The organism is Luteibacter sahnii (genome assembly GCF_034063545.1).
Classification (GTDB): domain Bacteria; phylum Pseudomonadota; class Gammaproteobacteria; order Xanthomonadales; family Rhodanobacteraceae; genus Luteibacter; species Luteibacter sahnii.
Map to the genome: position 1 here is coordinate 524,485 of NZ_JAQLOK010000003.1, position 15,534 is coordinate 540,018.

Consider the following 15,534-nt stretch of genomic DNA (forward strand, 5'->3'; position numbering starts at 1 on the left):
CGCATTCCACACGAGGATCGTGCCGTGACCCAGAGACGTTCCTATGCCGTCGGCACCGGCCTTTTCATCGTGCTGGGCTTCGCCGCCCTCGCTTACCTGGCCACCCAGACCACCTCGGTGGCCAACACCACGCGGGGCGACACCTATGACGTGACCACCCGCTTCGCCAACGTGGGCCAGCTCAAGGTGCGTGCCCCGGTGAAGGTCGCCGGCGTGCGCGTCGGTTCGGTCGAATCCATCGACCTCGTGCCGGGCAAGGAAGAAGCCAGGGTCACGCTCGCCATCGACGAGAGCCACAAGGACATCCCGCAGGATTCCGTGGCCACGATCTACACGAGCGGCCTGCTCGGCGATCAATACGTCGGCATCCAGTTCGGCCAGTCGAAGACGCCGGTGAAGGCCGGCGGCGAGATCGGCCTGACGCGTCCGGCGCAGCAGCTCGAAGAGATGATCGGCAAGTTCTTCGGCGGCGGCAGCGCCCCGGATCGCCTGGGCGGCACCTATCACGTGAGCGGTGATTTCACCAACATCGGTGGCCTCCAGGCCGGCGCCGCGGTGAAGATGGCCGGCGTGCCGATCGGCAGCGTCGAGTCGGTGGTGGTCAAGCCCGGTGCGGTACAGGCCACGGTCACCCTTGCCATCGACAAGCGCTACTCCCAGATCCCGAATGATTCCTCGGCCGCGGTGTTCACTAGCGGTTTGATCGGCAGCCAGTATGTTGCCATCCAGCCTGGCGGGTCCCCGGAATACCTGTCCGAAGGCGACCAGTTCGTACTCACGCAGTCCGCGCTGCAGCTGGAAGACCTGATCGGTAAGTTCCTGGTGAACGGTTCGCCGAGCGACAACAAGAACGGTGGCGCCCAAGGCGGCACCCAGCCCGACAACGCCGGCAAGAAATAAGCCCGGATCAGGAGACCTCATGCTGCGCCAGCTTTCTTTCACCATCGCGCTTTCCCTGGGTGCGGTGATCGCTGCTCCCGTTTTCGCCCAGGACGCCGCGCCCGCCGCGGCGACCCAGGGCCAGTCGCCCCAGCAGATCGTGCAGACCATCTCCGATGACCTGGCCAAGGCGATCGAAGGACACCAGCAGGAGCTGAAAAACGACAAGGAGAAGCTGATCGCGGTTATCGACGACACCTTCCTGCCGCACTTCGACATCGACTACGCGTCCATCCTGGTGCTGGGCCAGCACGCCCGCGAAGCGTCGCCGCAGCAGCGCGAGCGCTTCGCGAAGGCGTTCTACAACTCCATCACGCATCGCTACGCCGAAGGTCTGCTCAACTACACGCGTGGTCGCGTGAAAGTTATGCCGTTCACGGGCGACCTCAACAAGACACGTACCGTGGTGCGTACGCAGGTCATGCTTGACGACGGCAAGTCGGTGTCGGTGGATTACGCGTTCCGCCAGAGCAAGAGCGGCGATTGGAAGGCCTACGATGTGATCATCGAAGGCATTTCCTACATCACCAACTACCGTAACCAGGTCGACGCCGAGATCAAGAAGGAGGGCCTCGACAAGCTCACCGCCGATCTCGAGCAGAAGGGCGCCGCCGCCATCGACGAGATGAAGCAGGATACGGGCGCCAAGAAGTGAGCCAGCCGGCCTTCCAGCTGAGCACTCCCGCACCGGATACCCTCGCGGTATCCGGTGCGCTCACCTTCGACACGGCGTCGCGTGCGTTGGATGCCGGTCGTAACGAGCTGGATCGCGGTGCGCAACACGTACTCGATCTGGCCGGTGTCACCCAGGCCGACAGCGCCGGGCTCGCCACCGTGCTGGCGTTGCTGGCGCACGGTCGTGCCAAAGGGCGCGACGTAACCGTGGCCCATGCCCCCGCCGGTCTTCAGGCGCTGGCGCGCGTCTCCGGCGTCGATAGTCTGCTCTGAGCGTTCTGAGCTGCCGAAACGAAAGGGCCCTCGGGCCCTTTTTTATGCGGGCGAATCCTTCGGATAGCTAAAACGAAAGAAGCCCTGCCCCGGTGGGAGCGGATCGTATGCGCGAACCCTCAAGGCGGCTCGGCCAAGTGAGGCCGCTAACTCGACAGTGCGATGCTCCCGCGTCCCTCGCACCGGGCCGGCTGCCGCCGGATCGCCGACACAGTCGGCTCCCACCCCTTCGATGCCGAACCGTCGGCTTTCCCGGTAGGGAGCGTGCCCTGCGCGCGAGTCCTCAGGCTGCCCGAGGCAAGGGAAGCCATGAGCGATGTCGTGCCGCCGGGGCGCCGACAGGATCAGGAAAGTGGGGTTCGCCCCAAGAAAAAGGGCCCCGCGGGGCCCTTTTTGTCACAGCGGCTTCTGGCCGTTCTGCTTTTCCCACTTGTGCTGTTCGTCGAGCAGTTCTTCGGGGTTGAAGTCCGCCCCACTGCCGCCCGAGATACCCTGCATGCGCTCGATCACGTCGGCCGGCGGGTTGCCGTCATAGATCTGGTAGAGGCGCTGCTGGCGGTAGGCGTCACGCATGAAGACATACGGGTCGTACGCCGACGCCAGGAAACTCTCCGCGTCGATGGCGCGGGCCCGCAGCGTCACGAGGTAAAGCACCTGCGGCAGGTAGTACTGGCCGTCCTTGAAGTCGTGGTTGCGCGCATAGATGCTGAGCGGATCGAAAAAGTAGCCGTCGACGGGCAGGCGCCAGACGTCGCGCACGGTGGTCGGTCCGACGAAGGGCAGCACGAGGTAGTCGCCTTCGGGCACGCCCCAGCGGGCCAGGGTGATGCCGAAGTCGTTCTCGTGGATCGGCATGCCGAGCAGGCTGGCCGGGTCCTTGAAGCCCAGGAAACCGATCGTGAGGTTCACGATGAATCGGCCGGTGGTGACCACGGCATCCTTCGGACGCGCCTGGAGCAGGTCGTTCGCCACCGTGATCGGCAGGCGGATGTTGGTGTAGAAGTCGCTGACCGCCGTGCGCACGCCCGGGCTGGTCACCTTTCGGTACGCCACCGCGACCGGGCGGATCGCCGCCTTGTCGAGCTTGTCGTTGAAGGCGTAGACCTTGCGGTTGAGGTGCTCGTTCGGGTCGTCGGTGCGCGGCGGGGCGATCTGGCACGCGGCCAGGAGGCCGACGGCGATCAGGCCGACCGCGGGGCGAACGAACCGGGTGAGGAATCTGCGGGGCATGGGGGTCGCTTCGGGTGAGCAGTACTTAGTGTACCGTTTGGTTTTATTATTTGCACCCGGCAGGGCGCAGTCTGGCCGGAACCGGGCATGATACCCCTACCCCGGATTGCCAGCCAACCGGGCAGGCCAGTAAACTGCACGGTCAGAAGTATCTTTATCGTCAAGGATTTGAAATGGCCCGTATTACCGTCGAAGACTGCCTCGAGGTAGTCGACAATCGCTTTGAGCTCGTGCTCATGGCGACCAAGCGCGCCCGCCAGCTGTCGAAGGGTGCCGAGCCCACGCTCGATCCGCACAACGACAAGCCGACCGTGCTCGCCCTGCGCGAGATCGCCGATCGCCGCGTCAACGACGAGATGATCGACGAGATCGACCGCGCCGCCCGCGAGCGCGCCGAGCGCGAAGCCCTCGAGTGGGCCGCCACCGAAGTGGACGACGACCTCTCGAAGGGCGGAGATGACTGATGACGCCGGGTCGCTGTCGACCCTGCCGTCATCCGTATCCTGCGCACGCTGAGGCGCGGCGGGTCCCGCCGCGCGCGGGAGGCTTCGACGCCTGAGGGCGCGAGGGTTCTCCCATGAACGTCATTCCTGAAAAAAAACTCACCGACGTCGCCGACGACACCCCCGTGCCGCCCTATGTGCAGGCGCTGGAAGATCGCGTGGGCGTCTACCTGCCGCCGGAGCAGGTCCGCCGTATCCGGCGCGCCTTCCTCGTCGGCGCCGCCGCGCACGAAGGCCAGACCCGCAAGTCCGGCGAGCCCTACATCACCCATCCGGTGGCGGTGGCCCAGGTGCTGGCCGAACTCGGCCTCGACGCCGAGACCATCATCGCGGCGATCCTGCACGACACCCTCGAAGACACCCGGCTCAGTCGCGACGAGCTGGCAGGGGAGTTCGGCGAGACGGTGGCGGAACTCGTCGACGGGGTAACCAAGCTCGACAAGATGCGGTTCTCCAGCCGCGCCGAGGCCGATGCGGAAAGCTTCCGCAAGATGCTCCTCGCGATGGCCCGCGACCTGCGCGTCATTCTCATCAAGCTCTCCGACCGCCTGCACAACATGCGCACGCTTGGCGCGAAGGAGTCGGCGTCCCGTCGGCGCATCGCGCGCGAGACGCTCGAGATCTACGCGCCCATCGCGCAGCGGCTGGGCATGAACAAGTTTAAGGCCGAGCTGCAGGATCTCGGCTTCCGGGCCCTGTATCCCGATCGCCACCGCATCATCGCCGAGCGTATCCGCGCCGCGCTGGGCAATCGCCGCGAGGCGATGGGCAAGATCGAGATGGCGCTCGAGGGCCGTCTCGCCGCGGAGAAGATTCCCGGCCGGGCGGTCAGCCGGATCAAGTCACCGTGGAGCATCTATTCGAAGATGCGCAACGAGCACAAGTCGTTCGCGCAGCTGATGGATGTGTACGGTTTCCGCGTGATCACCGACTCGGCGATGCACTGTTACCAGGCGCTGGGCGCCGTGCATGGTCTCTACAAGCCGGTGGACGGGCGCTTCAAGGATTTCATCGCGATCCCGAAGGGCAACGGCTACCAGTCGTTGCACACCGTGCTGCTCGGCCCCTTCGGCGCGCCGATCGAGATCCAGATCCGCACGTCCGAAATGGAATCGGTGGCCGAGCGCGGCGTCGCCGCGCACTGGGCCTACAAGACCGACTCCGGTCCGGCCAACAGCGCGCAGCTGCGCGCGCGCGAGTGGTTGTCGGCGCTGGCGGACAGCCAGGCGCACACGCCCTCGGCGTCGGAGTTCCTCGAAAACGTGAAGATCGACCTCTTTCCCGACGAGGTCTATCTCTTCACGCCGCGCGGGGACATCTTCTCGCTGCCCCGCAACGCCACCGCGCTCGATTTCGCCTACGCGGTGCACACCGACGTGGGTGACCACGCCGTAGCGGCCCGCGTCGACAAGAAGCTGGTGCCCCTGCGCACGCGCCTGGTTTCGGGCCAGGTGGTGGAAGTCATCACCGCCCCGTCGGCCGTGCCCAACCCGGCGTGGCTCGAAGCGGTGGTGACCGGCAAGGCGCGCACGGCGATCCGGCAATACCTCAAGCATCTCCAGCACGAGGATGCCGTCGACTTCGGGCACCGCATGCTCGACCGTGCCCTCGACGCGCGTGGCCTGAGCCTCGATGCGGTGCCCGCGGCCACCCTCGATCGTTTCCTCGACGAGGCCAAGCTCAAGCGCCTGGAAGAACTGCTCGCCGAGATCGCGCTGGGCAACCGTTTCGCCGACCAGGTCGCGGGTCAACTCGTGGCCCTGCTCGGGCCGGATGACGAACGTCAGCCGGCGGCGCTGAACGAACACATCGTTGAGAAGATCCGCATCAGCGGTGCCGAACGCGGGGTCCTGAGCTTCGGCAATTGCTGCCATCCGTTGCCGGGCGACGAGATCATCGGTTTCCTCTCGTCGGGCAAGGGCATTGTCGTCCATCGCGTCGAATGCCCCAATGTCGGCGAGTTCCGCAAGACGCCCGAGCGGATCGTCGCCATCGAGTGGGATCGCGACGTCAGCGGCGACTACCGCGCCGAACTGCGCATCGAAGTGCTCAATCGGCCGGGCGTGCTCGCCACGGTGGCGGCCGCCATCGCCGATGCCGGCTCGAACATCGAGAACGTCGAGTACATCGAACGCGACAGTACGGCGGCCACGTTGCTTTTCGCGATCGAAGTGAAGGGGCGCAAGCACCTGGCCGACGTGATGCGCCGCGTGCGTCGCACGGGCGTGGTGAGCGGCGTCTACCGACATCCGCTGTAGCCGCTGTCGCGCTCCGTGCGGTCGCGTGCGGGGCGCGCTCCTACAACCGGGCGCGCGTCCCGGCTAGACTCTGCCGATCCCCTTTCGCGAGGAATCGCCCGTGACCCGCAGCACCATCGCCACCGACAAGGCCCCGTCGGCCATCGGACCGTATTCGCAGGCCGTGCGCGCCGGCAACAGCGTGTATTTCTCCGGGCAGATACCGCTCGATCCTGCCACGGGCGACCTGGTCGACGGTGACATCACCGCGCAGACGCGTCGTGTGTTCGACAACCTCGTGGCCGTCGCCGACGCCGCCGGCGGCAAGCTCGCGGACATCGTCCGCGTCGGCATCTACGTCACCGACCTCGGCCACTTCGCCGCCGTCAACGCGGTGATGGCGGAGTATTTCCAGCCACCGTACCCGGCGCGCTCCACCATCGAGGTCTCGGCGCTGCCCAAGGGTGCCCAGGTCGAGGTGGACGCGATCCTCGTGCTGCCGTAAGGCGCCCGTTTCGCCCGTGGCATCGCGCGCGAGCGTTTCCTCCGTCGCCCCGGTCGATCCGGGCCGCGCGTCGCTGACCACGCTCGGCGGCGTTGGGCCGGCGCTCGCCCAGACGTTGGCGAAACTCGGGCTGCGCGAGGTGCAGGATCTCTGGTTCCACCTTCCGCTGCGCTATGAGGATCGTACGACCGTCGTCGCCATCGGCGACCTGCGTCCGGGCGATCGCGCCCAGGTCGAAGGCGTGGTGGAGTTCGTCGAGCGCGGATTCCGCTTTCGACCGCAGCTGAAGGTCATCGTCGGCGACGAGGCCGGGCGCGCGCTGTTGCTGCGCTTTTTTCATTTCCGCAAGGCGCAGGTCGACCAGTTGCAGAAGGGCACGCGCCTGCTCTGCTTCGGCGAGGTGCGCCAGGGACCGCAGGGCCTGGAGATGGTCCACCCGCAGTACCAGCGGGTGGAGGGCGACGTGCCGCTGGTGGTCGAGGAGCGGCTCACGCCGGTCTATCCCACCACCGAAGGACTGGGCCCCCGGCGGCTCGCTTCCGTGATCGCCCGGGCGCTCGCCCATCTTCCCGTCGACGACCGGCTGGAGCTCATTCCCGACGACGTCGGGCGGCCGCTCGGGCTGGCGTCGTTGCGAGACGCCTTGCTTTACGTGCATCGCCCGCCCCCGGACGTCGACCTGCGCCAGCTTGAGCAAGGGCGTCATCCGGCACAGCAGCGGCTGGCTTTCGAAGAATTGCTCACCCAGCACCTCACTCTGCGGCGCATGCGCGCGGCGGTGAAGAAACGCAGCGCGCCGGTGCTGAAGAGCGCCGGCACGCTGCGTGAGCGATTGCTCGGCTCGCTGCCCTTCGCGTTGACCAAAGCGCAGGCGCGCGTGTCGGCGGAGGTGGCGCGCGACGTCGCGCGAGCGCATCCCATGTTGCGCCTCGTGCAGGGTGACGTCGGTAGCGGCAAGACCGTGGTCGCGGCGCTGGCGGCCGTGGCCGCCGTCGAAAGTGGCTACCAGGTCGCCCTGATGGCGCCCACGGAGCTGCTGGCGGAACAGCACCTGCGCAATTTCCGCGCATGGCTCGAACCGCTCGGTCTCGACGTGGAGTGGCTGGCGGGCAAGGTGCAGGGCAGGGCGCGCAAGAGTGCGCTGGCGCGCGTGGCCGACGGTGCCGCGCACGTGGTGGTCGGCACGCACGCGCTCATGCAGGAGGGCGTCGCCTTCGCGAGGCTCGGCCTCGTCATCGTCGACGAGCAACATCGCTTCGGCGTGCATCAGCGGCTCGCGCTGCGCGACAAGGGCGCGGAGGGCGACAGCATTCCGCACCAGTTGGTGCTCACCGCCACGCCGATCCCGCGCACGCTCGCCATGAGCGCCTACGCCGACCTGGACGTCTCGTCCATCGACGAGCTGCCCCCGGGGCGCACGCCGGTGCAGACCGTGGCCATTTCCAGCGAGCGGCGCTACGACGTCATGGAGCGCATCCATGCGGCCTGCATGGAAGGACGACAGGTCTACTGGGTGTGCACCCTCATCGAGGAATCCGAGCAGCTCAATGCCCAGGCCGCCGAGGTGGCGCATGCCGAACTCACTGCGGGCCTTCCCGATCTCGCCGTCGGGCTCATCCACGGGCGGATGAAACCGAAGGAAAAGCAGTCGGTGATGGACGCGTTCAAGCAGGGTGAGCTGGCCGTGCTGGTCGCCACGACCGTCATCGAGGTGGGGGTCGACGTGCCCAACGCCAGCCTGATGGTCATCGAGAACAGCGAGCGCCTGGGTCTGGCCCAGTTGCATCAGTTGCGCGGCCGCGTGGGTCGCGGTTCGATCGCGTCCACGTGCGTGCTGCTTTACCAGACGCCGCTGTCGCGATTGGCCAAAGAGCGCCTCCAGGTGATGCGCCAGACCAACGACGGGTTTCGCATCGCGGAGAAAGACCTCGAACTACGGGGGCCGGGCGAAGTACTGGGCACGCGGCAGACGGGGCAGCTGCAGTTCCGCATCGCCGACCTTGCGCGCGATGGCCACCTGATGCCTGAAGTGCAGCGCGTCGCCGAGGCGATGATGCGCGACCACCCCGCGCGTTGCGAGCGACTGATCGCGCGATGGGTCGGCGACGCCGCACGCTACGTCGACGCGTGAGCCCCACGACCCGGGTGCAGGAGCGCGCCCTGCGCGCGAACCCTCAGGCCTGGAGGGAGCGAGGGAGACCGTTGCCGCCACGGTGCGCAGACCCAGCGCGCTTAACTGCCCAGTCCCAGGTGCATCCGCACCTTTTCCGCGATGGCCACCGCCTCGCGCAGCGGCTCCTGCTGCTCCGGCGTGATCGCGTCCATGTCGTGCAGCCGTCGTGTCGCACGTAGTTCGGCGTGGAAGCGCGCCAGCTTCGCCGGCAGGGCGTGGTCCAGATGCGTATGCACCGGGCGCCCCGTGGCGCACGCCTCGGACAGCATATTGACCGAGTCGGGTGTCACCGCGAGCCGATCGGCCCAGCCGAGTATGCCCGGGTAGGGGTTGGCCCCGTCGGCGGACGACGTCCACACGAAGCCCGGCACGCCGGCGAACGCCGCGCGAATCATCGGCCAATGATCGGCCGGGGTGCGCCGTGAGGTCACCGCCAGCACCGACCCGCCGTCGTGCGCGTGGCGTGCTTTGACCGCCTCGAGGAAGCCGGCGGTGGCGGCGGCGTCTACCGGTCGCCCGTGCATGTCGCCGCCGATCAACACACCCAGCCGGGGCGAGGGCAGTTCGGCGAAACCCGCAAAACCGGCACGTGCGTCGGCAAGCCAGGCGCCGTCGATCGGATGGAGCGAGCCCAACGGCGTGAGCACGTTGGGGCCGACGAGTCCGTCGTGCCGGGGCGCGATCACGAGATCCCAGTGGCGGGTGTCGATGCGCGGGTCCAGGATCTGCACGGCGAGCGTCCGCCCGCCGGACCAGCGGCGAAGCTGGCGCGTGGCCCAGGCGGCCGCGCGCCCACAACCGATCGCCAGCGTGGGCCAGGGGGGCAGCAGGCTGTCGTCACGGCCGCCGAGCGCCCGTTGGCCCCCCGCCAGCAGGCGCGGCGCGACCCATGACCACGGCGGACGCAGTTCGACCACGACCTCTCGGATCGACGGTGTCAGGGCCTCGGCCAGGGCGAGCGCCTGGCGGCGATTGCCGGCCGCGCCATCGGTCAGCACCCAGCACGAGGGCGTGGCACGGCCGCTCACGGGCGTCCGCGGGAAGCGATTGTTGTCGAATTCGGCACAGTTCGTTCCTCGTTCGTCGATTGGCCGATCCACCGGCTACGGGTAGATTCTACAATCCGGTCACACCCGGCCACGTCCACCGTACAAGGATTCCCATGAGCGCTCCGCTGCCCGATGCTTCGCTTGATCAGATCTTCCTCACCGCCCGCACGTTCAACGCGTGGCAGGACAAAGAAGTGACCGACGAGCAGCTGCGGCGGATCTACGACCTAGCGAAGATGGCCCCCACCTCGGCCAACGCTTCGCCCATGCGAGTGCGTTTCATCAAGTCGAAGGATGCCAAGGAGCGCCTCAAGCCGTTCCTGTCCGAAGGCAACCTGGAGAAGACCATGGCCGCCCCGGTCACCGCCATCGTCGCGACGGACTTCGCTTTCTACGAGAAGCTGCCCAAGCTGTTCCCGCATGCCGACGCGCGCAGCTGGTTCGTCGGCAACGACCCGCTGGTGCAGGCGACCGGCTTTCGCAACAGCTCGCTCCAGGGCGCCTACCTGATGCTCGCGGCCCGCGCGCTCGGCCTCGACTGCGGCCCGATGTCCGGCTATGACCAGGCGGGCCTGGATGCGGAGTTCTTCGCCGGCACGCAGATCCGCTCGAACTTCCTGATCAACCTCGGCTACGGCGATGCCGAGCGCGGCCTGCATCCCCGCAACCCTCGCCTGGATTTCGACGAGGCGGCCGCCATCCTCTGATTTCCCGCGGCGACCGTCCGGTCCCGCTGCCAACGCAGTACCCACCCTCACCGCTGGAGACACACCATGCGCGCCCTCCGTTACCTCGCCCTCGCGGGCCTGCTCGCCACCGCCGGCACCGCCGTCGCCGCCCCGGCCACCTATCAGCTCGACCCGACCCACACGATGGTGCTGTTCAGCTGGAACCACTTCGGCTTCTCCAACCCGTCGGCCGACCTCAACAACGTGCAGGGCACGCTGGTCTACGACGAGAAAGATCCAAGCAAGTCGAGCGTCGACGTCACGCTGCCGCTGTCCGGCCTGGACACCTTCGTGCCCAAGCTCGACGAGCACCTGAAGTCGGCCGATTTCCTCGATGCCACCAAGTACCCGAACATCACCTTCAAGAGCACCAAGGTGTCCGCCGCGGGCAAGGGCAAGCTCAAGGTCACCGGTGACCTCACCGTCCACGGCGTCACCAAGCCGGTCACCCTCGACGTCACCGTCAACAAGGTCGGCGACCACCCGATGCTGAAGGTGCCGGCGGTCGGCTTCGACGCCACGGCCACCCTCAAGCGCTCGGACTTCGGCGTCGGTGCCTACGTGCCGAACGTCTCCGACGAGATCAAGGTGCGCATCACCACCGAAGGTCACGCCGAGAAGAAGTAAGTCGCGCGCCTGGGCGGCTTGGGTGGGCCCGCGCCGGCGACGGCGCGGGCCTTTCCTTTGAAAAAGGGCAGGGGGAACGAGGGTGCATGGGCGGGGCATGCGGTGCCTCGGGCGGCGCGTAGACAGGGCGATGTCCGGGGGCGCTTCTTGTTACCATCGCCTTTTCTGATCCATCGCATCGCCGGAGTTTCCCCATGCGCCCCAACCCCGCTGCCGCGCCGCTGATCCCGGCGAATGCCGAAAATCGTTACGATGTGACGCGCGCCGACCTGCCGCTGTCCTGCCCGATGCCCGGCATGTACCTCTGGAACTCGCATCCGAAGGTCTACCTGCCGATCGAAGACGACGGCGGCACCTCGAAATGCTCGTACTGCGGGGCCACCTACGTCCTGAAAGACTGACGGCGCCCCCGGGCAGGCACGTTTCCTGCTTGCCTTTCTGCTCAACCCCTCCTCGGATCACCCATGGCCACCGTCTTTGCGAACCGGACGATGACCGTCGTGCAACTGGTGCCAGCCCTTCACTCGGGCGGCGCCGAGCGCTCGACGCTCGAGATCGCCCGGGCCCTGGTCCAGGCGGGGCACCGTTCGGTCGTGGTCTCGGCAGGCGGACGTCTCGTGGCGCAGCTGGAGGCCGAAGGCAGTCGGCACGTGACCCTGCCGATCGGTCGCAAGGCGCTGTCGACGCTGTTCACGGTGGGCAAGCTGCGTCGCGTGTTGCGCGACCTCCGGCCCGACATCGTCCACGCGCGTTCGCGCCTGCCGGGCTGGATCGGCTGGTGGGCGCTGCGGGGCCTGAAACCCCGCCCGCACTTCGTCACCACCGTGCATGGCCTCAACACCCCGGGGCGCTACAGCGCCATCCTGCTGCGTGGCGAGCGCGTCATCGTGGTCTCCCAGACGCTGCGCGACTACGTGCTGCGCCACTACCCGGACGACATCGAAGCCGCGCGCATCTCGGTGATCCCCCGGGGGATCGATACCGAGGCGTTTCCCTACGGTTACCGCCCCGACGACGCGTGGACGCGCGCCTTCTTTGAGCAATATCCGCAGCTGGCCGGCGCGCCGCTGCTGACTCTGCCCGGGCGCGGCACCCGCCTGAAAGGCCATGCCGACGCCATCGAACTGATCGGTGACCTCGCCCAGCGCGCCATCGACGCCCGCCTGATCCTGCTCGGTGCCGACGAACCGGGGCGCGAGGCCTACGTCGAGGAGCTGCGCCAGCTCGTCCGGGCGCGCGGTCTCGAGGACAAAGTGGTGATCTCGCCGGCGCGCGCGGACGTCCGCGATGTCTACGCCCTGTCCGCCCTGGTGCTGCAGTTGTCCAACCGGCCCGAGTCGTTCGGTCGCACCGTGGTCGAGGCGCTGGCGCTGTGCCGTCCGGTGCTTGGCTATGCCCATGGCGGCGTCGGCGAACTGCTGGCCGAGCTTTATCCCGCCGGCCGGGTGCCGCCGGGCGATCGCGAGAAGCTGGTCGAGCGGGCCGCCGAACTGCTTCGCTTCGCGCCGCCCATCCCGCCGCCGCGCAGTTACCGCCTCGTCGACATGCAGTCGGCCACCCTGTCCCTCTACGGCGACGTGGTGGAAGGCGTGCCGGTCGCGTGAGTACCGCGCTGTCGACCCGGCTCCGCGCCGGTCTGGCTTCGCCGCTGCTGCCCATCTGGCTCGTGCCGGCGCTGCTGCCGTTCGGCCGCAGCGCCGAACTGGGCGTGTTCCTGTGTCTGGTCGGCGCGGTGCTGCTGCTCGTGCGCGAGCCCCGTTCGCTGGCGCATCATCCGGGCGCGAGGCTTTTCCTGTGGCTGTTTGCCGCCTACGCGGGCGCGGCGCTGGTCTCCGCCGTCGACGCGGTCGCGCCCGGCAAGACCTGGGGCACCGTCGCCGGCCTCCTCCGCTTCCTGCCGCTGGGGATCTACACCTGCTTCGCGATGCGTCGCCCGGCCAAGGTGCGGGCGCTGTACATGGCGACCGCCGCGGTCGTGGCGATCTGGGTGATCGACGCCTGGGTGCAGGCGCTCACCGGATATGGCCTCGCGGGCGTGTCCAATGCCGAACGGCTGTCGGGCATCTTCGGTGCCACCAATCTCAAGCTCGGCCCGGCCTTGTCGGCGTGTGCGCCCTTCCTGCTGTGGGCCGCTCGGGAACGATGGGGGCGGCGTGGCCTCGGTGTCGCCTTTCTCCTGGCACTCGGGCCGGTGTTGCTGTCCGGATCGCGGGCGTCGTGGCTCTGTTACGGCCTGGTGGCCTTGGCGTTCCTGTGGCGTGAGGCCGGCTCGTTTCGTCGTTTCGCGGCTGCCTGCGCGGGGACGGGAGTGATCCTGGCCCTGGTCGGTGCGCTTGCCTGGCAGGTGTCGCCGCGCTTCCGCGACCGGGTCGCGCACACCCTTCCCGCCCTGAGCGGCACCAGCGCCGGCCTGGACAGCGCGCTGACCGGCCGTCTCGACATCTGGACCACCGCGCTGCGCCTTTATGCCGCCCATCCGGTCAACGGCGTAGGCGTGCGTGGCTTCCGCGTGGCCTATCCCTCGGTGGCGCCACCCGGCGACCACTTCCTCACCATGGAGAAATGCGGGGAGGGCGAGGGTGCCTGCCATGCGCACCAGGTGCTGCTGGAGGTGGCGACCGAAACAGGCACGATCGGCCTGCTGGCGTGGCTGGCCGCCGTCGTCTTCGCCGTCCGCCAGGGGTGGGTTGCCGGTCCGGCGGCGCGTGCTCGCGCGTTTCCGCCGGGCGTGGCGTTGTTCGCGATCCTCTTTCCGTTGAACACGCACATGGCGTTCTATTCGGCATGGTGGGGCCTGCTCGCGGCGTGGCTGCTGTCGGTCTGGTGCGCGGCGCTCTATGCCGACCTTCCCGACGCGGAGACGCCGCGTGGCGCGTGAACCCCTGTCGGTGGTGGTGACCACCTTCAACAACGTGGACACCCTCGGTGCCTGCCTCGACTCGGTGCGGTTCGCCGACGAGATCGTGGTGCTCGATTCGGGTTCCACCGATGGCACGCGCGAGCTCGCGTCGGCCAAGGGCGCGCGTGTGCATGAGCAGCCGTTCGCCGGCTACAGCGCGCAGAAACAGGCGGCCATCGACCTCGCGACCCACCGTTGGGTGCTCTTGCTGGACTCGGACGAGGCCCTGCCGGCCGCCGCCGCCGATGCGGTGGCGCGCGCCCTGGACACGCCCGCCGTGGCTGGCTTCGTCCTGTTGCGACGCGAGTGGGTGTTCTGGCGCTGGCAGCCCCGGCGCGCCCGCCTGAACCACTACGTGCGCCTGTTCGACCGTTCGCGTGCGCGCATGAGCGGCCACGAGGTGCACGAGAGCGTGGTGGTGGATGGCCCCGTCCGTCGGCTCGACGCGGTGCTCGACCACTACGGCGAGCGCGACATCGCCGGCCGGGTCGACAAGGCCAATCGCTATTCGTCGTTGCAGGTACGCGACCGCCGCACGCGGCGGCCGTCCTTCCTGAAGGCGCGCATGGTGGTGTATCCCACCGTCGCGTTCCTGCGTTATTACCTGTGGCGTGGCCATTGGCGCGGCGGCTGGGCGGGCTTCGTCGCTGCCCGCGTGCACGCGTTCTACGCGTTTCTCAAATACGCCAAGCTCTACGAACGCGAGCGGTCAGGCGGCCAGCGCGACATCGTGGGTGGCGCCGAACGCGGCGACGAGTAACCCGCACACCTCGCTACGAAGCGCTTCGCGACGGCGGAACTCGGCCCGCCGCTTGCTTTCGACCTCCGCCGCGTCGCGCACCGGTTCGTGCGGCGGCATGGCGAAGAAGCCGTCCTCGGCGGGCACTGCACCGGCCTCGAGCCAGAAGGTGTCGTAGTCGGCCTTGATCTTGTCCGGACGCGGATGCGCGGCATTGCCGATGCCCAGCACACGCTCGGCACCCATCGCCTCGGCGAGCGAGCGAACCATCGACAGCAGAAGGTTCTTCGGCCGCAGGCCGTGGCACTGGCGGGTGAACTCGCGCACGGCGTCGCGGCCGGATTCGTGCGCGGCGCCCTGGAGGCAGCCAATGACGAGGCTACGACCGCCGTCGATGAAGCTGACCGCGGCATAGGAAATCTGCAGGCCGTCGTCGTCGGTGATCGACAGGCTCAACTCGCCCTCGCGATCGCGCAGGCGCGGTGCCTTGAGGATCACATGAAGCCCCTTGCCGTCGCGCAACGCTACCCGGCCCAGATCCACCCGGCGCGCGCGGTAGAGCTGGTCGAACAGGGGGCGGGGGAAGCGTTCCAGGGCGAAGGCATAATGCGAGCGCAACGCCTCGAGCCGGCGGTCGAGCGGCCAGCGGCTACACAGGTAGCGGTGCTGGTAGCGCTCGATCAGCGTGGCGTCGATCTGCGCGATTCCCTGCATGCCCGGCGTTTCCAGTTGCGTCAGCCATGCGTCGTGGGCACGGAAACGCACGAGCGAGCGGCCGATGTAGTTGGCCACCGCACCGATCGCGCGCGTGCGTTTGCTATGCCAGCCGGCGCGGCCGCGCAGCGAACGTGCGAATCGGAGGAACGATTGCATGGGGGACGAACATCCATGGTGTCGGGGGTGGTCGTCGTTCTACGCTCGTAGAATTTCACGAAGCTTTCGTCATCGCCGACGAAA

Annotated in this window: 16 protein-coding genes; 13 read left to right on the forward strand and 3 right to left on the reverse strand. The window is 68.0% G+C overall.

Annotation, left to right across the window (positions count from 1 at the left end):
- The first annotated feature begins 24 nt into the window (after positions 1 to 24).
- From mlaD to PI246_RS12710, 3 genes are read left to right on the forward strand one after another with little or no spacing between them, the layout of a single operon-like run.
- Positions 25 to 900, forward strand: coding sequence for an outer membrane lipid asymmetry maintenance protein MlaD (gene mlaD, locus PI246_RS12700; RefSeq protein ID WP_320551660.1), 876 nt, complete (start codon positions 25 to 27; stop codon positions 898 to 900).
- A gap of 19 nt (positions 901 to 919) precedes the next feature.
- Positions 920 to 1,594 carry an MlaC/ttg2D family ABC transporter substrate-binding protein gene (locus tag PI246_RS12705; RefSeq protein WP_320551661.1) on the forward strand — a complete coding sequence of 225 codons (675 nt, stop codon included), beginning with the start codon at positions 920 to 922 and terminating at the stop codon, positions 1,592 to 1,594.
- Positions 1,591 to 1,887, forward strand: a complete 297-nt coding sequence (locus tag PI246_RS12710) for an STAS domain-containing protein (protein ID WP_320551662.1) — start codon at positions 1,591 to 1,593, stop codon at positions 1,885 to 1,887. The genes PI246_RS12705 and PI246_RS12710 overlap by 4 nt, the downstream gene beginning before the upstream one ends.
- A gap of 396 nt (positions 1,888 to 2,283) precedes the next feature.
- On the opposite strand, the gene PI246_RS12715 is transcribed toward PI246_RS12710, so the two are convergent.
- Positions 2,284 to 3,117 (reverse strand): MlaA family lipoprotein, encoded by an 834-nt coding sequence (locus PI246_RS12715; protein WP_320551663.1) that lies wholly within the window; start codon positions 3,115 to 3,117, stop codon positions 2,284 to 2,286.
- A gap of 173 nt (positions 3,118 to 3,290) precedes the next feature.
- On the opposite strand from PI246_RS12715, the gene rpoZ reads away from it, so the two are divergent.
- The 4 genes from rpoZ to recG all read left to right on the forward strand — a co-directional run bounded on the left by rpoZ (position 3,291) and on the right by recG (position 8,493).
- Complete coding sequence (rpoZ, locus tag PI246_RS12720; RefSeq protein WP_320551664.1) at positions 3,291 to 3,581, forward strand: DNA-directed RNA polymerase subunit omega; 291 nt, start codon at positions 3,291 to 3,293, stop codon at positions 3,579 to 3,581.
- A 113-nt stretch (positions 3,582 to 3,694) separates the two neighbouring features.
- Complete coding sequence (locus tag PI246_RS12725) at positions 3,695 to 5,878, forward strand: RelA/SpoT family protein (protein ID WP_320551665.1); 2,184 nt, start codon at positions 3,695 to 3,697, stop codon at positions 5,876 to 5,878.
- 100 nt (positions 5,879 to 5,978) lie between these two features.
- The gene (locus PI246_RS12730) at positions 5,979 to 6,362 is read left to right on the forward strand and encodes a RidA family protein (RefSeq protein WP_320551666.1); all 384 of its coding nucleotides are present in this window, start codon (positions 5,979 to 5,981) and stop codon (positions 6,360 to 6,362) included.
- A 16-nt stretch (positions 6,363 to 6,378) separates the two neighbouring features.
- Complete coding sequence (gene recG, locus PI246_RS12735; protein ID WP_320551667.1) at positions 6,379 to 8,493, forward strand: ATP-dependent DNA helicase RecG; 2,115 nt, start codon at positions 6,379 to 6,381, stop codon at positions 8,491 to 8,493.
- 101 nt (positions 8,494 to 8,594) lie between these two features.
- On the opposite strand, the gene PI246_RS12740 is transcribed toward recG, so the two are convergent.
- On the reverse strand, positions 8,595 to 9,563 hold the full coding sequence (locus PI246_RS12740) for a mitochondrial fission ELM1 family protein (protein WP_320551668.1): 969 nt from the start codon (positions 9,561 to 9,563) through the stop codon (positions 8,595 to 8,597).
- A 134-nt stretch (positions 9,564 to 9,697) separates the two neighbouring features.
- On the opposite strand from PI246_RS12740, the gene PI246_RS12745 reads away from it, so the two are divergent.
- The 6 genes from PI246_RS12745 (at position 9,698) to PI246_RS12770 (ending at position 14,598) form a co-directional block, all read left to right on the forward strand.
- The gene (locus PI246_RS12745; protein WP_320551669.1) at positions 9,698 to 10,291 is read left to right on the forward strand and encodes a malonic semialdehyde reductase; all 594 of its coding nucleotides are present in this window, start codon (positions 9,698 to 9,700) and stop codon (positions 10,289 to 10,291) included.
- A 66-nt stretch (positions 10,292 to 10,357) separates the two neighbouring features.
- On the forward strand, positions 10,358 to 10,939 hold the full coding sequence (locus tag PI246_RS12750) for a YceI family protein (RefSeq protein ID WP_320551670.1): 582 nt from the start codon (positions 10,358 to 10,360) through the stop codon (positions 10,937 to 10,939).
- Between the two features lie 194 nt (positions 10,940 to 11,133).
- A complete protein-coding gene (locus tag PI246_RS12755) occupies positions 11,134 to 11,340 on the forward strand; it encodes a zinc-finger domain-containing protein (protein WP_320551671.1) in 207 nt (68 codons plus the stop codon).
- A gap of 63 nt (positions 11,341 to 11,403) precedes the next feature.
- Positions 11,404 to 12,543, forward strand: coding sequence for a glycosyltransferase (locus PI246_RS12760; RefSeq protein WP_320551672.1), 1,140 nt, complete (start codon positions 11,404 to 11,406; stop codon positions 12,541 to 12,543).
- Complete coding sequence (locus PI246_RS12765) at positions 12,540 to 13,817, forward strand: O-antigen ligase family protein (protein ID WP_320551673.1); 1,278 nt, start codon at positions 12,540 to 12,542, stop codon at positions 13,815 to 13,817. The genes PI246_RS12760 and PI246_RS12765 overlap by 4 nt, the downstream gene beginning before the upstream one ends.
- Positions 13,807 to 14,598 carry a glycosyltransferase family 2 protein gene (locus PI246_RS12770; protein WP_320551674.1) on the forward strand — a complete coding sequence of 264 codons (792 nt, stop codon included), beginning with the start codon at positions 13,807 to 13,809 and terminating at the stop codon, positions 14,596 to 14,598. Before PI246_RS12765 ends, PI246_RS12770 begins: the two co-directional genes overlap by 11 nt.
- On the opposite strand, the gene PI246_RS12775 is transcribed toward PI246_RS12770, so the two are convergent.
- Positions 14,548 to 15,450, reverse strand: a complete 903-nt coding sequence (locus tag PI246_RS12775) for a DUF535 family protein (RefSeq protein WP_320551675.1) — start codon at positions 15,448 to 15,450, stop codon at positions 14,548 to 14,550. The genes PI246_RS12770 and PI246_RS12775 overlap by 51 nt on opposite strands.
- Between the last annotated feature and the right edge of the window lie 84 nt (positions 15,451 to 15,534).

What these genes read in the sequence shown, in the direction of transcription:
- PI246_RS12705 (WP_320551661.1), top strand. Translation starts at nt 920, where the DNA reads ATGCTGCGCCAGCTTTCTTTCACCATCGCGCTTTCCCTGGGTGCGGTG.
- PI246_RS12750 (WP_320551670.1), top strand. Translation starts at nt 10,358, where the DNA reads ATGCGCGCCCTCCGTTACCTCGCCCTCGCGGGCCTGCTCGCCACCGCC.
- rpoZ (WP_320551664.1), top strand. Translation starts at nt 3,291, where the DNA reads ATGGCCCGTATTACCGTCGAAGACTGCCTCGAGGTAGTCGACAATCGC.
- PI246_RS12755 (WP_320551671.1), top strand. Translation starts at nt 11,134, where the DNA reads ATGCGCCCCAACCCCGCTGCCGCGCCGCTGATCCCGGCGAATGCCGAA.
- PI246_RS12725 (WP_320551665.1), top strand. Translation starts at nt 3,695, where the DNA reads ATGAACGTCATTCCTGAAAAAAAACTCACCGACGTCGCCGACGACACC.
- PI246_RS12760 (WP_320551672.1), top strand. Translation starts at nt 11,404, where the DNA reads ATGGCCACCGTCTTTGCGAACCGGACGATGACCGTCGTGCAACTGGTG.
- PI246_RS12745 (WP_320551669.1), top strand. Translation starts at nt 9,698, where the DNA reads ATGAGCGCTCCGCTGCCCGATGCTTCGCTTGATCAGATCTTCCTCACC.
- PI246_RS12775 (WP_320551675.1), bottom strand. Translation starts at nt 15,450, where the DNA reads ATGCAATCGTTCCTCCGATTCGCACGTTCGCTGCGCGGCCGCGCCGGC.
- PI246_RS12715 (WP_320551663.1), bottom strand. Translation starts at nt 3,117, where the DNA reads ATGCCCCGCAGATTCCTCACCCGGTTCGTTCGCCCCGCGGTCGGCCTG.